Here is a 14,666-nt window from a genome sequence, read left to right as displayed (position 1 = left end):
ATGGAATCGGATGTTCTGTTGGGCAGATGGCGACTTCGCCAAGAGCGTTAGCAAGGGCTGTGCCGAGTGGTGCGAGGCGCTCTGGGGCGCGGTTTGCACGATGAATCGCGGCTGCTGGCAAGCAGGCTTGCACCGTGATGGCGCTGTGGCCGGTGCGCGGCAAACGGGTCTGCACAGCTTTGGTTCGTGCAGGTATCATCGCCGCCTTCGAAAGCAGTTCAGGGACGACGACAGTGAGCAAGCTCGCGTGTGCAGGGATGATGATGGCCGGCGTGTGGGCCGCAATGGGGCAGGTGCAGGCCAGCGAGCCGTCCTCGCTGTATTTTCGTTGCACCATGACCGCTGCCCAGTACGCCGAGGTCAAGGCCGCGCCGCCGGGTGGTGCGCCAGCCTTCGACGATTGGCAGCAATGGTTCGACAGCCAGGGGATGTATGGCCCGGGCAAGGTCAGGAGTGAAGACCTGCGGCCGCTGGTAGCGCGAAACCTGAGCGAGCTGGTCGGTGTCAGTGGCTGGGGCACGTACTCCGAGTACGACGAGAAGGCGGGCGCCTGGCGCTTCGCCCTGTTGCAGTTCAGCGAGAACTACGGCGAGATGATCTCGCTACTGGCGCCACTGCGCAGCGTCGCGCCGTACTGCGCCGCCGACTCCGACAGCTTCATGCTGGTCTATTCGTACATCTGGGGCGACGGCGATAACGCCTACCTGACCCTCAACGGCCGCAGCCAGTTCGCCAAGGCACCGACGCCGGCCCAGCGCGAGGAGGCCGACGCGGTGCTGGCCGAACTGCTCAAGGCCAGCGAGGGTTGATCAGCCCTGGCGGGAGCTGACGCTTTCAAGCTGGGCTTGACGATTGCGCCGCACGAACTGGTAAGTGACGGTCAGCAGCACGAACCACAAAGGCGTGACAATCAGCGCCTGGCGGGTATCGTGCTCAAGGCTCAGCAGCACCAGGATGAAGGCGAAGAACGCCAGGCACACCCAGCACATCAAACGCCCGCCGGGCATCTTGTACTTCGAGGCCTGGTGCAGCGCGGCGCGCTGTTTGCGGTAGTTCAGGTACGACAGCAAGATCAGCGACCAGACGAACATGAACAGGATCGCCGACACCGTGGTCACCAGGGTGAAGGCTTCGACCAGATCCGGAATCACGTACATCAGCAGCGCCCCGGCCAGCAGGCAGGTGCACGAGAACAGCAGGCCGCTGGCCGGCACGCTGCGCTTGGACAGCTGCTCGAAACGCTTGGGCGCATCACCCTGCTGGGCCAGGCCGAAGAGCATGCGGCTGGTGGAGAACACGCCGCTGTTGGCCGACGAGGCCGCCGAGGTCAGCACCACGAAGTTGATGATGCTGGCCGCCGCCGGCAGGCCGGCAAGCACGAACAGTTCCACGAACGGGCTCTTGCCCGGCACCACGTCACGCCACGGTGTCACCGCCATGATGGTGATCAGCGCCAGCACGTAGAAGACGATGATGCGGATCGGGATCGAGTTGATTGCCCGCGGCAGGTTGCGCTCCGGGTTCTTCGCTTCGGCAGCGGTGGTGCCCACCAGTTCGATGCCGACGAAGGCGAACACGGCAATCTGGAAGCCGGCAAAAAAGCCCATCAGGCCATGGGGGAACATGCCCTGGTCGTTCCACAGGTTGGCAAGGTCGGCGGTGCGCCCGGCGGGCGACTGGAAGCCGGCCATGACCATGTACAGGCCGGTGCCGACCAGGGCGACGATGGCGATGATCTTGATCATGGCGAACCAGAACTCGATCTCGCCGAACATCTTCACCGTGATCAGGTTCAGCGACAGCAGCAGGCCGACACAGGCAATCGCCGGCGCCCACTGCGGCAGGTCGGGGAACCAGAACTGCGAATAGGCCGAGATCGCGATGACGTCGGCGATGCCGGTGATGATCCAGCAGAACCAGTAGGTCCAGCCGGTGAAGTAGCCGGCCCAGGGGCCGAGCAGGTCGGCAGAGAAATCGATGAACGACTTGTAGTTGAGGTTCGACAGCAGCAGTTCGCCCATGGCACGCATGACGAAGAACAGCATGAAGCCGATGATCATGTAGACAAAGATGATCGACGGACCGGCCAGGCTGATGGTCTTGCCCGAACCCATGAACAGCCCGGTGCCGATGGCGCCACCGATGGCGATCAGCTGGATGTGGCGGTTGGACAGGCTGCGTTGCAGGTGGTCATGGTCAGTGGGTGCGGGGTGTTGCGGGGGCAGGTTCGCGGTCATAGGCAGGCATTCCGTTGAGGTCGGTCTTGTTGTGCGCCGCTAGGCTAACACGCGCCTTCCTGGCGCTAGCGCGACAATACGTCTCAAGGCGCGGGCGGTGTTGACCGTGATCAACGTCGGCGCATCAGGCCGATAAAGAACAAGCCGCCAATGGCCGCGGTGGCGATGCCGATGGGCAGGTCCTCGGGCGAAATCAGCGTGCGCGCGGCAACGTCGACCCAGATCAGGAACAGGCTGCCCAGCAGCAGGCACACCGGCAGCAGGCGGCTGTGCTCGGCACCGACCAGGCGCCGGGCGATGTGCGGCACCATCAGGCCGACAAAGCCGATCGAGCCGCTGATCGCCACCAGCACGCCGGTCAGCAACGAACAGATCAGAAACGCCAGCAGGCGCACCTTGCGTGCATTCAGGCCAAGGGTCACGGCGGTCTGCTCGCCGGCCATCAACGCGTTCAGCGAGCGGGCCATGCCCAGCAGCAAGGCCAGGCCCAGCAACACGCTGATGGCCGGGATCGGCAGCAGCTCCCAGCGCGCCAGGCCCAGGCCGCCGAGCATCCAGAACATCACCGCCGAGCTTGCCCGGTGATCACCGAGAAACAGCAGCAGGTTGGCCGCCGCCATCATCACAAAGGCCACCGCCACGCCGCACAGCAGCAGGCGGTCGCTGTCCAGGCGGCCGTGGCGGCTGGCGATGGCCAGCACCAGCAGCATGCTGCACAGCGCGCCGATAAAGGCTGCCAGGGGCAAGGTCAGCACCCCGAGCAGCTCGCCGATATGCAGCACCACCAGCACTGCCCCCAGGGTCGCCCCGGAGGTGACGCCGAGCAGGTGCGGGTCGGCCAGTGGGTTGCGTGTCACTGCCTGCAGTACCGCGCCGATCATTGCCAGACCGCCGCCGACCAGTGCCGCCAGGAGCATGCGCGGCACCCGAATCAGCCAGACGATATGCTCCTGGCCGGTGCTCCATGCAGGGGTGTCGGGCGTAATGCCGAACACCTTGAACAGCAACACGCGCCAGACCACCTCGACCGGCACCGGCGCCGAACCGAAGCCCAGGGAGACCACGCAGGACACCAGCAGCAGGCCGAACAGCCCAAGCAGCAACAGCCGATGACGGGAGCTTGCGGACCTCATGCGCCGTGCAGGCTCGCGGCGATGGTCTCGATGGCTTCGACGTTCTCAAGGCTTGGCGTGGCTGCTACGTAAGGGATGACCACGAAGCGCTTGTTGCGGATCGCAGCCACCGATTGCAGTGCCGGGTGTTGTTCGAGGAACGCCTGCTTCTGCGCGGCGCTGACTTCGCCATAGTCGACGATGACGATCACCTCGGGGTTGCGCTCGACCACGCTCTCCCAGTTGACCCGGGTCCAGCTGGCCTCGATGTCGTCAAGTACATTGCGCCCGCCCGCAGCGGCGATCAGCGCTTCGGGCATGCCCAGGCGCCCGGAGGTCATGGCCCGGTCTTCGCCGCTGTCGTAGAGGAACACACGTGGACGTTGTGCCGGCAAGTGCTGTTGCACCACGGCGACGCGCTCCTGCATCTGGCCGACCAACTGTTCGGCGCGGTCCTGCACGTCGAAGATCCTGCCGAGGTTGCGCAGGTCGGTATAGGTGTCGTCCAGGCTGGCTGCCGGGCGCTTCATGACAAAGGCGCAGGATTCGGTCAACTCGTACACCGGGATGCCCAGCGGCGCCAGGCTCTGTGGCGTCAGGTCGCCGCCGACGCGCATGCCGTAATCCCAGCCGGCGAAGAGGAAGTCGACATTGGCGTTGAGCAGGGTTTCCACCGACGGGTACTTGGCCGCCAGTTCCGGCAGGCCGGCGAGTTGCTTGCGCAACTGCGGGGTCACCGCCTTCCAGCCGCTGACGCCGCTGTAGCCGACCATGCGCGAGCGCAGGCCGAGGGCGAGCATCATCTGGGTCATGTTGATGTCGTGGCTCAGGGCATGCTCCGGGGCCTTGGTGAAGGTCACCTGGCGGTTGCAGCTCTGCACCGTCAACGGGTATTGGGTGGCCTCGGCGAAAGCGCCGGGGCTGGCCAGCAGCAAGGCCAGGCCGAGCAACAGGATGGATCGAATCATCGCTGGGTTATCCAGGTAAGGCGAGGGTGGTCAGCCAGAGGGTGGCGGTCGATCAGCGCTTGTACGCCGAAAACCTCGTGCAGCAATTCAGCGGTCAGCACCTGATCAGGCGTGCCGCTGGCGACGATGCGCCCGTGGTCGAGCACGTACAGGCGATCACAGAAGGCCGCGGCCAGGTTCAGGTCATGGATGCTCGCCAGGGTACCGATGCCCAGGCGGCGCACCTGCTGCAGCAGTTCCAGCTGATAGCGCGGGTCGAGGTGGTTGGTCGGCTCATCGAGGATCAGCACCTGGGGTTGCTGGACCAGGGCGCGGGCGAGGATCACCCGCTGCTTCTCGCCGCCGGACAGGCTGGCGAAAGTGTGGTCGTCAAAGCCCTGCAGGCCGACTGCCTGCAAGGCCTGTTGCACCAACTGGCGATCCTCGTGGCTGTCGCCGTCGAACAGGCTTTTGTGCGGGATGCGGCCCATGGCGACCACTTCCTCAACATTCAGGCCGAAGGCATCGGGAAACTCCTGCAGCACCACGGCGATGCGCTGGGCGCACCAGCGCGACGACTGCTGCCACAGGTCATGCTCGCCCAGGCGCACCCGGCCGCGCTCCGGTTTGTTGAAGCGGTAGGCGCAGCGCAGCAGGCTGGTTTTGCCGCTGCCGTTGGGGCCGATCAGACCGACGAATTCGCCGGCACCGACCTGCAGCTCAACGTCGCGCAGCTGGAACTGGTGGTGGCAGTGGCCGTGGCCCAGGGGCGACCAGTGCAGGTCGCTGATACTCAGGGTGCTCATCAAGGTCCTGCGGGCCTGCGGGCGATGACGCCGAAAACAGGCCCGTATCGAAAACGGGCGCTCATGTTAGCGGATTTGTCCGGGCCAGCGGTTGTGCATAACGATCAACCAACCACACCAGCAGCATCGAGCCACCCACCAGCGGGAATGCCGCACCCAGGATCAGCATGATTACTGTCGCGGTCTTCCAGCGCGGCAGGTCATGACGCAGTGGCGGCACGCCGAGGCCGCCTTCGGGACGGCGCTTCCACCACATCACCAGGCCGCTGACCGAGCCGAGCAGAATCATCAGGCAGATCAGCAGGACAACAATCTGGTTCAGCGGACCGAACATCTTGCCCTCGTGCAGCATCACCCCGAGCTCGGTGGCGCGGGCGACATTGTTGTAATCCTGCCAGCGCACATCCACCAGGACCTTGCCGGTGTACTGGTCGACATGCAGGGTGGCGTCGTTGCGCGGGTCATCGGCGAACACGGCGATGGTGTACACGCCTTCGGCGCTGGTCGGCAGGGTGATGCTGTAGCCAGGTTCGACGCGGCGGGTGTTGGCCAACTCTTCGATCTGTTGCAGGCTGACCTGCGGTGCTGGCGCTGCGCCGGAGCCCATGCTGTGGCCGGCATGCTCGGCGTGGGCCCCGGATTGCGGCATCGGTGTGTTTTCCATGGCCCAGGGCACGGTCTGGCGGCTGGCGTTGTTCAGCGCCCGGGCTTGCTGGTCGGATTGCGGTACGTCGTTCCACATCGCCGCCGGAAAGCGGTTCCACAGGTCAGCGTATTGCTTGCCCCAGAAGCCGGTCCAGGTCATGCCGCTGAGCAGCATCAACAGCAGCAGGGCCGAGCCCCAGAAGCCGGTGACCGCATGCAGGTCGCGCCACAGCAGGCGCCCGCGCGCGCTCCGGCGCGGCCACAGCACGCCGCCCGTACGTTTGCCACGCGGCCACCAGAGGTACAGGCCGGAGACCACCAGCACCACGCCCCAGCCGGCAGCCAGCTCCACCAGGCGATCGCCGGTGGTGCCGATCATCAGTTCGCCATGCAGGGCGCGGGCGACGGCCTGCAGGTTGTTCTGCGCGTCCTGCGCGCCGAGCAGCTTGCCGCTGTAGGGGTCGACGAACACGTTTAATTCACGGCCATCGTTGTGCACCACGAACTGCGCACTGCGGTCATTGGCCAACGCCGGCAGGTACTGGCTGACCTGACCTTTGGGGTAGGCCTGTTGCACCTGTTGCAGCAGGCTGTCGGCGTTTTGCCGGTGATGCCCGGCCTCGACCACCATCAAGTCGCGGTACAGCAGCGGGTCGAGCTGCGGCTTGAACAGGTAGATGATCCCGGTGATCGCCAGCAGGATCATGAACGGCGCGACGAACAACCCTGCGTAAAAGTGCCAGCGCCAGGCCAGGTTGTAGAAGGATACTTGCGGTTTGCCCATGGAGCGCTCCCGTGTTGCCTGGGTAGGGCGCGATCAGTGATCGCACCCGGGTTGGATCAGAAACTCAGGTCGACCTTGGTCCAGAACGTACGCCCTGGTTCGTTGATCGGCTGCGGGTCGGTGGCCGGGTAGCCGAAGCCGGCGTTGCCCGCCAGGTTCAGGTGTTCGGCGTAAGCCTTGTCGAACAGGTTGTCGACCCCGGCACTGAGCTTGAGGTTGTTGCTGACCTTGTAGGCGCCGTTGAGCGAGAACACGCCGAAACCGCCGCTTTTTTCGTAGTCCTTGCCCACTACGTTGCCGGAGTTCTCGGCGATGCGGTTCTGCGCCGCCACCAGGCGCCACAAGGCGCCAGCGCTCCACACATCACGGCTGTAGGTCAGACCCAGGCGGCTTTCCAGCGGTGGCATCTGCGGCAGTGCCTTGCCGTCGCTGCTGTTCTTGCCCCAAGCGTAGGCCAGGGTGGCGTCAGCTTTCCAGTTGCTGGTCAACTTGTACGCCGCGCCCAGTTCGCCGCCCATGATCCGCGCGTCGATGTTCTGCGCTTGCGAGCTGGGCATGCCCATCATCCCCGGCCGGTAGTCGAAGAGGATGTAGTCGCGGATCTGCCCGACATAGCCCGACGCCCAGGCGTCGACGGTATCGGTCTGGTACTGGATGCCGAAGTCGAGCTGGGTGGTTTTCTCCGGCTTGATGCTGTCGAAGGCGTTGACTGAGCCGGCCGGGCCGGATTTGGGCGAGAACAGCTCCCAGTAGTCGGGGAAGCGCTGGGCGTGGCCGAGGCCGACGTAGGTGGTGGCGGGGATATCCACCAGGTCATGCTCGTAGCGGATAAAACCGCTGGGCAAGGTATCGGCGCGGGTGTCGCCGCGGGTGGCGCTGGTGGCCCGATAGTCCTTGGCCGAGGCGCGGTCCAGGCGGGCGCCGGTGATCAGCCGGTCCTGTTCGGCGGCGTACCAGGTCAGTTCGCCGAACACCCCGTAGTTGTGGAAGTCGGCGTCCTTGGTCCAGGCCATGTGCTTGTGTGCATCGACGCCCATGCCGCCGCGCTGGCGGTGCTCGTTGGTTTGCGCGTCGATGCCGCTGATCAGTTGCAGGTCATCCCAGCGCCAGGTGCCCTTGATCCGCCCGCCGAGGGTGCGACGGTCGACGTTGCTGACCATGGGCATGCCCATCATGCCCATGCCCGAGGGCGTGCGCAGGCTGTAGTTGTCCATCACGTGGTCGGCGTAGTTGTAGTAGACCTGGGCTTCGAGCTTGTCGAAGACCTCGCCGATGTTGGACTTCTCGAAGCGCAGGCCAAGGCTTTCGCGCTTGAACTGCGAACCGTCCATGCCACGGCCGGCATAGCGGGCCTCGCCGTCGCCCTTGCCGGCGGTCAGTTCCACCAGGGTATCGGCGTCCGGGGTCCAGCCCAGGGCCACGTCGCCGTTCCACTTGTCCCAGCGCGACGGCACGGTGTCGCCATTGCCGTCTTCATAGTCGTCGGAGCGCGACTGGTTGCCGACGAAGCGCGCATAGCCGTAGCGGTTGCCCGCTGCGGCATCCAGCACCTTGTCGAAGCGGCCGTTGGAGCCGCCCAGCAGGCTGGCATTGACCCGGCTGCCAAGCTCGCCGAATTTCTCCGGCTCGCGATCGAAGAGGATGGTCCCGGCCGAGGCGCCCGGGCCCCAGATCACGCTTTGCGGACCCTTGATCACGGTCAGGCGGTCATAGGTTTCCGGCGAGATGTACGAGGTGGGGGCGTCCATGCGGTTGGGGCAGGCGCCGAGCATCACGCCGCCGTTGGTGAGGATGTTCAGGCGTGAGCCGAACATGCCGCGCAGTACCGGGTCGCCATTGGTGCCGCCGGCGCGAATCGCCGAGAAGCCGGGGATGGTCTTCAGGTAATCGGCGCCATCACTGGCCGGTACCGGCTGGCGTGGGTCCTTGGGGTTGGTGACGATGGTCAGCGGCGAGCTGGGGGCGACGGCGGTGATCACCGTCGGGCTCAGCTCGTTATGCTCATGCAGGTGCTCGTCATGGCCCTGGCTGGCGGCCAGGACCAGGGGGCTGAGCAGGGTGCCGCAAATCACGGCGATGGTCCCTTGCAGGGACAGACGAAAAACAGCGGTGCAGCCGGACATAATGATTCCAACATCGATCAGTCGTAAGGGTGCGCGCAGTCGACGGCAGATACCGGACTTCGGGCGCGGGTAGTGGGTTCAGACGACGATGAAGGCGGGTGGCGCGCGGCTGCGGGCGCCGGGGAATACCGTCTGCCGGGCATGCCCCTGGCGCGGGTGAACGAGCAGTTGGCTGTTGGCGGGGACGGCTTCAGTGTTGAGCAGGCTCAGCGCCTGGGGTAATGCCGGGCAATGGAAGAACAGGCTGCAATAGCCGCACTTCTCCCAGATTACCTTTAGCGACGGGCTGCTGCCGTGATGGCTGTCGGCATGGCAATCGGCGGCGCTGTCCATGGCCATGCTCATGCCGGCTGGCATGGCACGGTGATCCATCGGCATCGACTGGGAAACCAGTGGGCCGATAAAGATCATCAACATGGCGAACAGGCTCAGCCAGCTGCCGCGAACCGTCCTGGACTCAGGACGCGCGGGGCGGGTGAACCTGCTGCGGGCGCTAGTCACGCCGGGCAGCTTTCTTCAGCACTCAGTGGCTGTGGGCGGCTTCCTCGGGTGCATTTTTTTGCACCGCGACCTCGACGGTGATGTCACCGGCGTTCTTGAAGTGCAGGGTCAGCGGGAAGCGCTTGCCGTCAGCCAGCAGGCTGCGGTCCTTGGGCTGCATCAGCATCACATGGTGGGCGCCGGGGGCGAACTTCAGCTCACCGTCCGCTGGTACTTCGACACTTTGGACCTGCTGCATTTTCATCAGGCCATCTTTGTGCACATGCTCGTGCAACTGGGCGTCGTCGCTGATCGGGCTGTCGACGCTGAGCAGGGTGTCGGCAGTCTTGCCGTTGTTATGCACGACGAAATAGGCCGCGACGTTGGGCGCGTTCGGTGGCAGTTCCTGCGACCACGGGTGCGCGATGTGCAGCTCGCCGACGGTGTATTCATGGGCAGTGGCAAAGGTCGCCGGCAGCATCAGCGCGGCCAGCAGCAGGGCGTTCTTGAACATGGTGATTCTCCAGTCGAGTCAGGTTCGCAGCAGTTAGCGTAGTGAACTCAGACCAGAGGGGAGGCGCGGGGGTTGAGGGCCGGCCACTGTTGGCGTGGCGTGGGTTGATAGGCCGTCAGCAGCGGTTCGAGCCCGATCGACAGGGCCAGCGGTTTGCTCAGCTGCGGGGTATGCCCGGGAAGCGCCAGCAATGGCGCAGCACCAGAGCAGCACCAGCAGTGCTGCATGTTGGAGTGATCATCGCCTTGCTGGCCGAGGTCGATCTTGCCCAGGGCGATGATTTCAGCCTTGGCCTTGCCGCCGACACTCGAACAGAAGGCGCCCCACAGCAGTTGTTCGGCCGGCCCCTTGGGAGCTGCGGACGCCAACGGCATGGCCAGCAGATTGAACAGCACTGCGAAGCAGGCGATCCAGGCGATGGCGGGCCGATATGGGGACATGGAAAGATCCGGTCAGGAATCAGAGGTGGCTATTGTAGCGCCCAGTATAGGAAAAATTACCGGGGGTGCGGTGAAGTGCCGCACTCCCGGTTCGCATCAGGCCTGCTTGTTGCGGCCCATCAGCCCGCGCACGGTTTCCTGGAGGTCGGCGGGCAGCACCACGACCTTGGCGTTGTCGCTGCTGGCAAGGCTCTCCATGGCGCCGATATAGCGCTCGCCAAGCAGGTACATGGCCGGGGTGATCTCGGTACCGACCGCGTCCTTGACCAGGGTGATCGAACGCGCCGAGGCTTCGGCGAGGTTGATCTGCGCCTCGGCGTCGAGCTTGGCTGCCTGCTGGCGCGCTTCGGCTTCGAGGATGGCCGCCTGCTTGGCGCCTTCGGCACGGGTCACGTCGGCTTTACGCTCGCGTTCGGCGGCAGCCTGGCGCTCCATGGCGGCCTGCATGTTCTGCGACGGCTTGATGTCCTGGATCTCTACCGAGCGCACGGTCACGCCCCAGTCTTCGGTCTGCTCGGACATGGCTTCGCGCAGGCGCGCCTTGATCTGTTCGCGGCTCGACAGCGCTTCGTCCAGGTCCATGGCGCCGACGATGGCGCGCAGCGAGGTCATGGTCAGGCTGGTCACTGCGAAGGAGAAGTCCTGCACACCGTAGGCGGCCTTCTGCGGGTCGACGACCTTGGCGAAGCACAGGGCGTTGGCGACGATCACTGCATTGTCGCGGGTGATGATTTCCTGCTGCTGCACGTCGAGGATGATGTCCTTGGTCGGCAGGCGGTAGGCAACCACGTCCATGTACGGGATCAGCAGGTTCAGGCCCGGCTTGAGGGTGCTGTGGTAGCGGCCCAGGCGCTCGACGATCCACTCCTCGCCCTGAGGCACGATGCGCACCCCCTTGAACAGGGTGATGAGGACGAACGCGGCGATAGTCCCGACGACGATAAGGCTGGTCATGAGTCAAAGCTTCCTTTTTTGCTGATCAGGCCCGGGTAACCCGGGCGGTATTGCCTTCGATGGCGGTGATGCGCACGCGCTCGCCCGAGGGGATTTCGGCATCGGCAACGCAGATCCACTCCTCGTTGCCCAGGACGGGTTTCTGGAAGCGCACGCGGCCTTTCTGGAATTCAGAGACCGTGGCGGTGAGCAGGCCGACCTCGCCGATTACGCTGTCGGCGGTCCAGCGGGTGTCGGGCTGTTTCTTGCGAAACACCTTGAACCACAGCAGCGTGGTAATCGACGAGAACACCACCCAGAGCAGCACCTGCATGTCGAGTTGCAGACTTGGCGCCAAAAAGGCAATGAGCGAAACCAGCACGGCACCGATGCCGAACCAGAGGATGAAGAAGGTTGGCAGGACCAGTTCGAGCACTACGAGGCCGAAACCGAATACCAGCCAGATCCACCATTGCATTTCCATATGGGTGAAGTCTTCCGGGGGGAGGAGGGGTGTAGTGTAAGGCAGAGGGGTGGGGACGGGGCAAATCAACCCAGTAAGAAATTTCTTAAAATCTGGTTTGTATGGCTATGCGCCCACAGGTTGTGGTGCAAATAAATCCATCAAGGCAGGTCTGCCAGCAGCTTTGAAGGACTGAAGAATTCCCTGTCGACTTGCGGCAGCTCTGGTCGCTTGAGGACCAACACCGGCACTCGCCATTGCCTGGCGATTTCAAGTTTGGGCTCGGTCGCCCCGCTGCCACTGTTCTTGCTGATCAGCACATCGATCTGCCGGCGCTCGAACAGCGCGCGTTCGTCGTCCAGGTGAAACGGCCCGCGGGCGCCGATCACTTCGCAGCGCTCATTGCCCGGGCAGGCCTCAAGGGCGCGCAAGGTCCAGAACTGATGGGCGGGAATCTCGTGCAGATGCTGCAGCGGCTCACGGCCGAGGGTAAACAGCGGGCGTTGGAACGGGCGCAGCGCGTCGATCAGCTCGGCCCAGTCGGCCACCTCGCGCCAGTCATCCCCAGCCTGGGCTTGCCAGGCCGGGCGGCGCAAAGCCCAGCACGGCACGCCGGTGAGCTGCGCGGCGCGGGCGGCATTGGCGCTGATCTGCGCGGCATAGGGGTGGGTGGCGTCGATCAGCAGTTCGATGTTTTGCGCGCGCAGGTAAGCGGCCAGACCCTCGGCGCCACCAAACCCTCCCACCCGTACCTGGCAGTCCAGGTCAGTGGGCACCCGGCCGATCCCGGCCAGGCTGTAGACGTGCTGCGGGCCCAGGGTGCGGGCAATGGCCAGCGCCTCGGTAACGCCGCCGAGCAACAGGATGCGCTTCATGCAAAGCCCCCCGCATGGCCAACGATGCCACCCTGGCGATCAATGGCAAACACCTCCACCTGCACCTGCGCCGGCACGACGCTGCGGGCAAAGGCCAGGGCGTGGGCGCAGACGGCATCGCCCAGGGCAATCCCGGCGGCGCTGGCCAGGGCCAGGGCCTGCTGGCTGGTGTTGGCCTGGCGAATCGAGTCTTGCAAGGCGTCATCGGCACCAATGGCCGCGGCCCATTCGGCCAATTGCGGCAGGTCGATGCTCGAATGACGGCTGTGCAGGTCCATGTGTCCGGCGGCCAGTTTGCTGATCTTGCCGAAGCCGCCGCACAGGCTGAGTTTATCCACAGGCACCTTGCGCAGGTGCTTGAGCACCGCGCCGACAAAATCGCCCATTTCGATCAAGGCGATTTCCGGCAGGTTGTAGACCCGGCGCATGGTGTCTTCGCTGGCGTTGCCGGTGCAGGCGGCGATGTGCTGGTAGCCGTTGGTCTTCGCCACGTCGATGCCCTGGTGGATCGAGGCGATGTAGGCCGAGCAGGAAAACGGCCGGACGATGCCGCTGGTGCCGAGGATCGACAGGCCGCCAAGAATGCCCAGGCGCGGGTTCATGGTTTTCAGCGCCAGGCTTTCACCGTCCTGGACGTTCACCGTGACCTCGAAACCGCCGCCGTAGGCGTGTTCGGCAGCCAGGCGCTGCAGGTGCTCGGTCATCATCCGCCGTGGTACCGGGTTGATTGCCGGCTCGCCGACCGCCAGTACCAGCCCGGGGCGGGTCACCGTACCGACACCCTTGCCGGCAACGAAGCGCACGCCGGGCTCTGCCTGCAAGCGCACCTGGCTGTAGAGCAGGGCGCCGTGGGTAACGTCCGGGTCATCGCCGGCATCCTTGAGGGTGCCGGCCTCGGCGCCATTCTCCAGCAGGCGGCAGAACTCCAGACGCATCTGCACCACCTTGCCCTTGGGCAGGGTGATGTGCACGGCGTCATCGCCTTGGCCCGCAAGCAGCAGGCGGGCCGCTGCGAGGCTGGTGGCGGTGGCGCAACTGCCGGTGGTCAGACCGCTGCGCAGCGGGGCGGGTTGTTCCCGGGTTTCGTCACGCATCGACAGGCTTGACCGCTTCTAGCAGGGTGATCGGCAGGGCCTGGCGCCAGGTGTCGAACTCGCCCAGGGGCTGCGCCTGGGCGATATGGATACGGCTCAGCTCGCCGCCATGCTGCTCGCGCCAGTTGACCAGGGCCAGCTCGCTTTGCAGGGTCACGGCATTGGCCACCAGGCGCCCACCCGGGCGCAGTTGCTCCCAGCAATGCTGCAGCACGCCTTCGCGGGTTACGCCGCCGCCGATGAAGATCGCATCAGGGCGCTCCAGGCCCTGCAGGGCCATCGGCGCACGGCCGCGGATCAACTGCAGGCCAGGCACGCCGAGGGCATCGCGGTTGTGTTCGATCAACTGCTGGCGGCCCTCATCGGACTCGATGGCCAGCGCCCGGCAACTGGGGTGGGCACGCATCCACTCGATGCCGATCGAGCCGCTGCCGGCGCCGACATCCCAGAGCAGTTCACCCGGTCGCGGCGCCAGGCGCGCCAGGGTAATGGCACGCACATCGCGCTTGGTCAGCTGGCCGTCGTGCTTGAAGGCGCTGTCCGGCAGACCGGCCAGGGGCGACAGACGCGGCGCATCGGGCGCGGCCAGGCACTCGATGGCGATCAGGTTCAAGTCGGCAATCTGCGTGTGCGGCCAGTGCTCGGCAGTGCCCTCGAGACGACGTTCGGCGCTGCCGCCAAGGTGCTCGAAGACCTGCAGCCGGCTCGGCCCGAAGCCGCGTTCATGTAGCAATGCGGCGATGGCTGCCGGGCTGTAGCCATCGTTGCTCAGCACCAACAGGCGCACGCCGCTGTACAGATGGGCGTTCAACGCAGCGATTGGCCGGGCCACCACAGAAAGCGTCAGCACCTCCTGCAACGGCCAGCCAAGGCGGGCGGCGGCCAGGGCGCAAGAGGAGGGCATCGGCAGCACGCTCATCTCACTGACATCGAGCTGCCGGGCCAGGCTGGCCCCCACGCCATAGAACATCGGGTCGCCGCTGGCCAGTACGCATACCGCTTCGCCACGCAGGGCCAGTACCGGCGCCAGGGAAAAAGGGCTGGGCCAGAGCAGGCGTTCGCCAGTGATGCAATGCGGTAGCAGATCCAGCTGGCGCTGGCCGCCAAACACCCGTGAGGCGCCCAGTAGCGTGCGCCGGGCATGCTTGCCCAGGCCACTGAAACCGTCTTCACCGATACCTACTACTGTCAGCCAGGGCGACATGGATTTCCT

The 14,666-nt window shown here is 65.2% G+C and carries 15 protein-coding genes; 1 reads left to right on the top strand and 14 read right to left on the bottom strand.

Going from position 1 to position 14,666, the window contains the following annotated elements; genetic code table 11:
• Positions 1 to 233 precede the first annotated feature (233 nt).
• Positions 234 to 809 carry a hypothetical protein gene (locus tag JV241A_RS22160; protein WP_233673523.1) on the top strand — a complete coding sequence of 192 codons (576 nt, stop codon included), beginning with the start codon at positions 234 to 236 and terminating at the stop codon, positions 807 to 809.
• On the opposite strand, the gene cycA is transcribed toward JV241A_RS22160, so the two are convergent.
• The 14 genes from cycA to cbiE all read right to left on the bottom strand — a co-directional run bounded on the left by cycA (position 810) and on the right by cbiE (position 14,657).
• Complete coding sequence (gene cycA, locus JV241A_RS22155; RefSeq protein WP_134064477.1) at positions 810 to 2,237, bottom strand: D-serine/D-alanine/glycine transporter; 1,428 nt, start codon at positions 2,235 to 2,237, stop codon at positions 810 to 812.
• Positions 2,238 to 2,347: 110 nt separating this feature from the next.
• The gene (locus JV241A_RS22150; RefSeq protein WP_115089013.1) at positions 2,348 to 3,370 is read right to left on the bottom strand and encodes an iron ABC transporter permease; all 1,023 of its coding nucleotides are present in this window, start codon (positions 3,368 to 3,370) and stop codon (positions 2,348 to 2,350) included.
• Positions 3,367 to 4,317 (bottom strand): ABC transporter substrate-binding protein, encoded by a 951-nt coding sequence (locus JV241A_RS22145; RefSeq protein ID WP_115089010.1) that lies wholly within the window; start codon positions 4,315 to 4,317, stop codon positions 3,367 to 3,369. Before JV241A_RS22145 ends, JV241A_RS22150 begins: the two co-directional genes overlap by 4 nt.
• Positions 4,314 to 5,102 carry an ABC transporter ATP-binding protein gene (locus JV241A_RS22140; protein WP_115089007.1) on the bottom strand — a complete coding sequence of 263 codons (789 nt, stop codon included), beginning with the start codon at positions 5,100 to 5,102 and terminating at the stop codon, positions 4,314 to 4,316. The genes JV241A_RS22145 and JV241A_RS22140 overlap by 4 nt, the downstream gene beginning before the upstream one ends.
• Positions 5,103 to 5,163: 61 nt before the next feature.
• Positions 5,164 to 6,531 (bottom strand): PepSY domain-containing protein, encoded by a 1,368-nt coding sequence (locus JV241A_RS22135; protein WP_134064475.1) that lies wholly within the window; start codon positions 6,529 to 6,531, stop codon positions 5,164 to 5,166.
• A 56-nt stretch (positions 6,532 to 6,587) separates the two neighbouring features.
• On the bottom strand, positions 6,588 to 8,654 hold the full coding sequence (locus JV241A_RS22130) for a TonB-dependent copper receptor (protein ID WP_115089004.1): 2,067 nt from the start codon (positions 8,652 to 8,654) through the stop codon (positions 6,588 to 6,590).
• Positions 8,655 to 8,732: 78 nt separating this feature from the next.
• Positions 8,733 to 9,155: a DUF2946 domain-containing protein gene (locus tag JV241A_RS22125; protein ID WP_115089002.1), complete on the bottom strand. Its 423-nt coding sequence runs from the start codon at positions 9,153 to 9,155 to the stop codon at positions 8,733 to 8,735.
• A gap of 22 nt (positions 9,156 to 9,177) precedes the next feature.
• Positions 9,178 to 9,648: a copper chaperone PCu(A)C gene (locus JV241A_RS22120; RefSeq protein WP_134064473.1), complete on the bottom strand. Its 471-nt coding sequence runs from the start codon at positions 9,646 to 9,648 to the stop codon at positions 9,178 to 9,180.
• Positions 9,649 to 9,695: 47 nt separating this feature from the next.
• On the bottom strand, positions 9,696 to 10,088 hold the full coding sequence (locus JV241A_RS22115) for a DUF2946 domain-containing protein (protein ID WP_115088999.1): 393 nt from the start codon (positions 10,086 to 10,088) through the stop codon (positions 9,696 to 9,698).
• Between the two features lie 96 nt (positions 10,089 to 10,184).
• Positions 10,185 to 11,042, bottom strand: a complete 858-nt coding sequence (locus tag JV241A_RS22110) for an SPFH domain-containing protein (protein WP_115088997.1) — start codon at positions 11,040 to 11,042, stop codon at positions 10,185 to 10,187.
• Between the two features lie 25 nt (positions 11,043 to 11,067).
• Positions 11,068 to 11,505, bottom strand: a complete 438-nt coding sequence (locus JV241A_RS22105; RefSeq protein ID WP_115088995.1) for an NfeD family protein — start codon at positions 11,503 to 11,505, stop codon at positions 11,068 to 11,070.
• Positions 11,506 to 11,645: 140 nt separating this feature from the next.
• Positions 11,646 to 12,359 (bottom strand): cobalt-precorrin-6A reductase, encoded by a 714-nt coding sequence (locus JV241A_RS22100; RefSeq protein WP_134064471.1) that lies wholly within the window; start codon positions 12,357 to 12,359, stop codon positions 11,646 to 11,648.
• Positions 12,356 to 13,453 (bottom strand): cobalt-precorrin-5B (C(1))-methyltransferase, encoded by a 1,098-nt coding sequence (locus JV241A_RS22095; RefSeq protein ID WP_115088991.1) that lies wholly within the window; start codon positions 13,451 to 13,453, stop codon positions 12,356 to 12,358. The genes JV241A_RS22100 and JV241A_RS22095 overlap by 4 nt, the downstream gene beginning before the upstream one ends.
• Positions 13,446 to 14,657, bottom strand: a complete 1,212-nt coding sequence (gene cbiE, locus JV241A_RS22090) for a precorrin-6y C5,15-methyltransferase (decarboxylating) subunit CbiE (RefSeq protein WP_134064469.1) — start codon at positions 14,655 to 14,657, stop codon at positions 13,446 to 13,448. Before cbiE ends, JV241A_RS22095 begins: the two co-directional genes overlap by 8 nt.
• Positions 14,658 to 14,666: the final 9 nt, after the last annotated feature.

The organism is Pseudomonas sp. JV241A (assembly GCF_900275665.1).
Classification (GTDB): domain Bacteria; phylum Pseudomonadota; class Gammaproteobacteria; order Pseudomonadales; family Pseudomonadaceae; genus Aquipseudomonas; species Aquipseudomonas wadenswilerensis.
This window is presented reverse-complemented; position numbering and strand designations above follow the sequence as displayed.

Excerpts from the sequence above, each read along its gene's own strand:
- JV241A_RS22150 (WP_115089013.1), bottom strand. The coding sequence starts at position 3,370 with ATGAGGTCCGCAAGCTCCCGTCATCGGCTGTTGCTGCTTGGGCTGTTC.
- JV241A_RS22100 (WP_134064471.1), bottom strand. The coding sequence starts at position 12,359 with ATGAAGCGCATCCTGTTGCTCGGCGGCGTTACCGAGGCGCTGGCCATT.
- JV241A_RS22120 (WP_134064473.1), bottom strand. The coding sequence starts at position 9,648 with ATGTTCAAGAACGCCCTGCTGCTGGCCGCGCTGATGCTGCCGGCGACC.
- JV241A_RS22110 (WP_115088997.1), bottom strand. The coding sequence starts at position 11,042 with ATGACCAGCCTTATCGTCGTCGGGACTATCGCCGCGTTCGTCCTCATC.
- JV241A_RS22145 (WP_115089010.1), bottom strand. The coding sequence starts at position 4,317 with ATGATTCGATCCATCCTGTTGCTCGGCCTGGCCTTGCTGCTGGCCAGC.
- cycA (WP_134064477.1), bottom strand. The coding sequence starts at position 2,237 with ATGACCGCGAACCTGCCCCCGCAACACCCCGCACCCACTGACCATGAC.
- JV241A_RS22115 (WP_115088999.1), bottom strand. The coding sequence starts at position 10,088 with ATGTCCCCATATCGGCCCGCCATCGCCTGGATCGCCTGCTTCGCAGTG.
- JV241A_RS22130 (WP_115089004.1), bottom strand. The coding sequence starts at position 8,654 with ATGTCCGGCTGCACCGCTGTTTTTCGTCTGTCCCTGCAAGGGACCATC.
- JV241A_RS22140 (WP_115089007.1), bottom strand. The coding sequence starts at position 5,102 with ATGAGCACCCTGAGTATCAGCGACCTGCACTGGTCGCCCCTGGGCCAC.
- cbiE (WP_134064469.1), bottom strand. The coding sequence starts at position 14,657 with ATGTCGCCCTGGCTGACAGTAGTAGGTATCGGTGAAGACGGTTTCAGT.
- JV241A_RS22135 (WP_134064475.1), bottom strand. The coding sequence starts at position 6,531 with ATGGGCAAACCGCAAGTATCCTTCTACAACCTGGCCTGGCGCTGGCAC.
- JV241A_RS22105 (WP_115088995.1), bottom strand. The coding sequence starts at position 11,505 with ATGGAAATGCAATGGTGGATCTGGCTGGTATTCGGTTTCGGCCTCGTA.
- JV241A_RS22095 (WP_115088991.1), bottom strand. The coding sequence starts at position 13,453 with ATGCGTGACGAAACCCGGGAACAACCCGCCCCGCTGCGCAGCGGTCTG.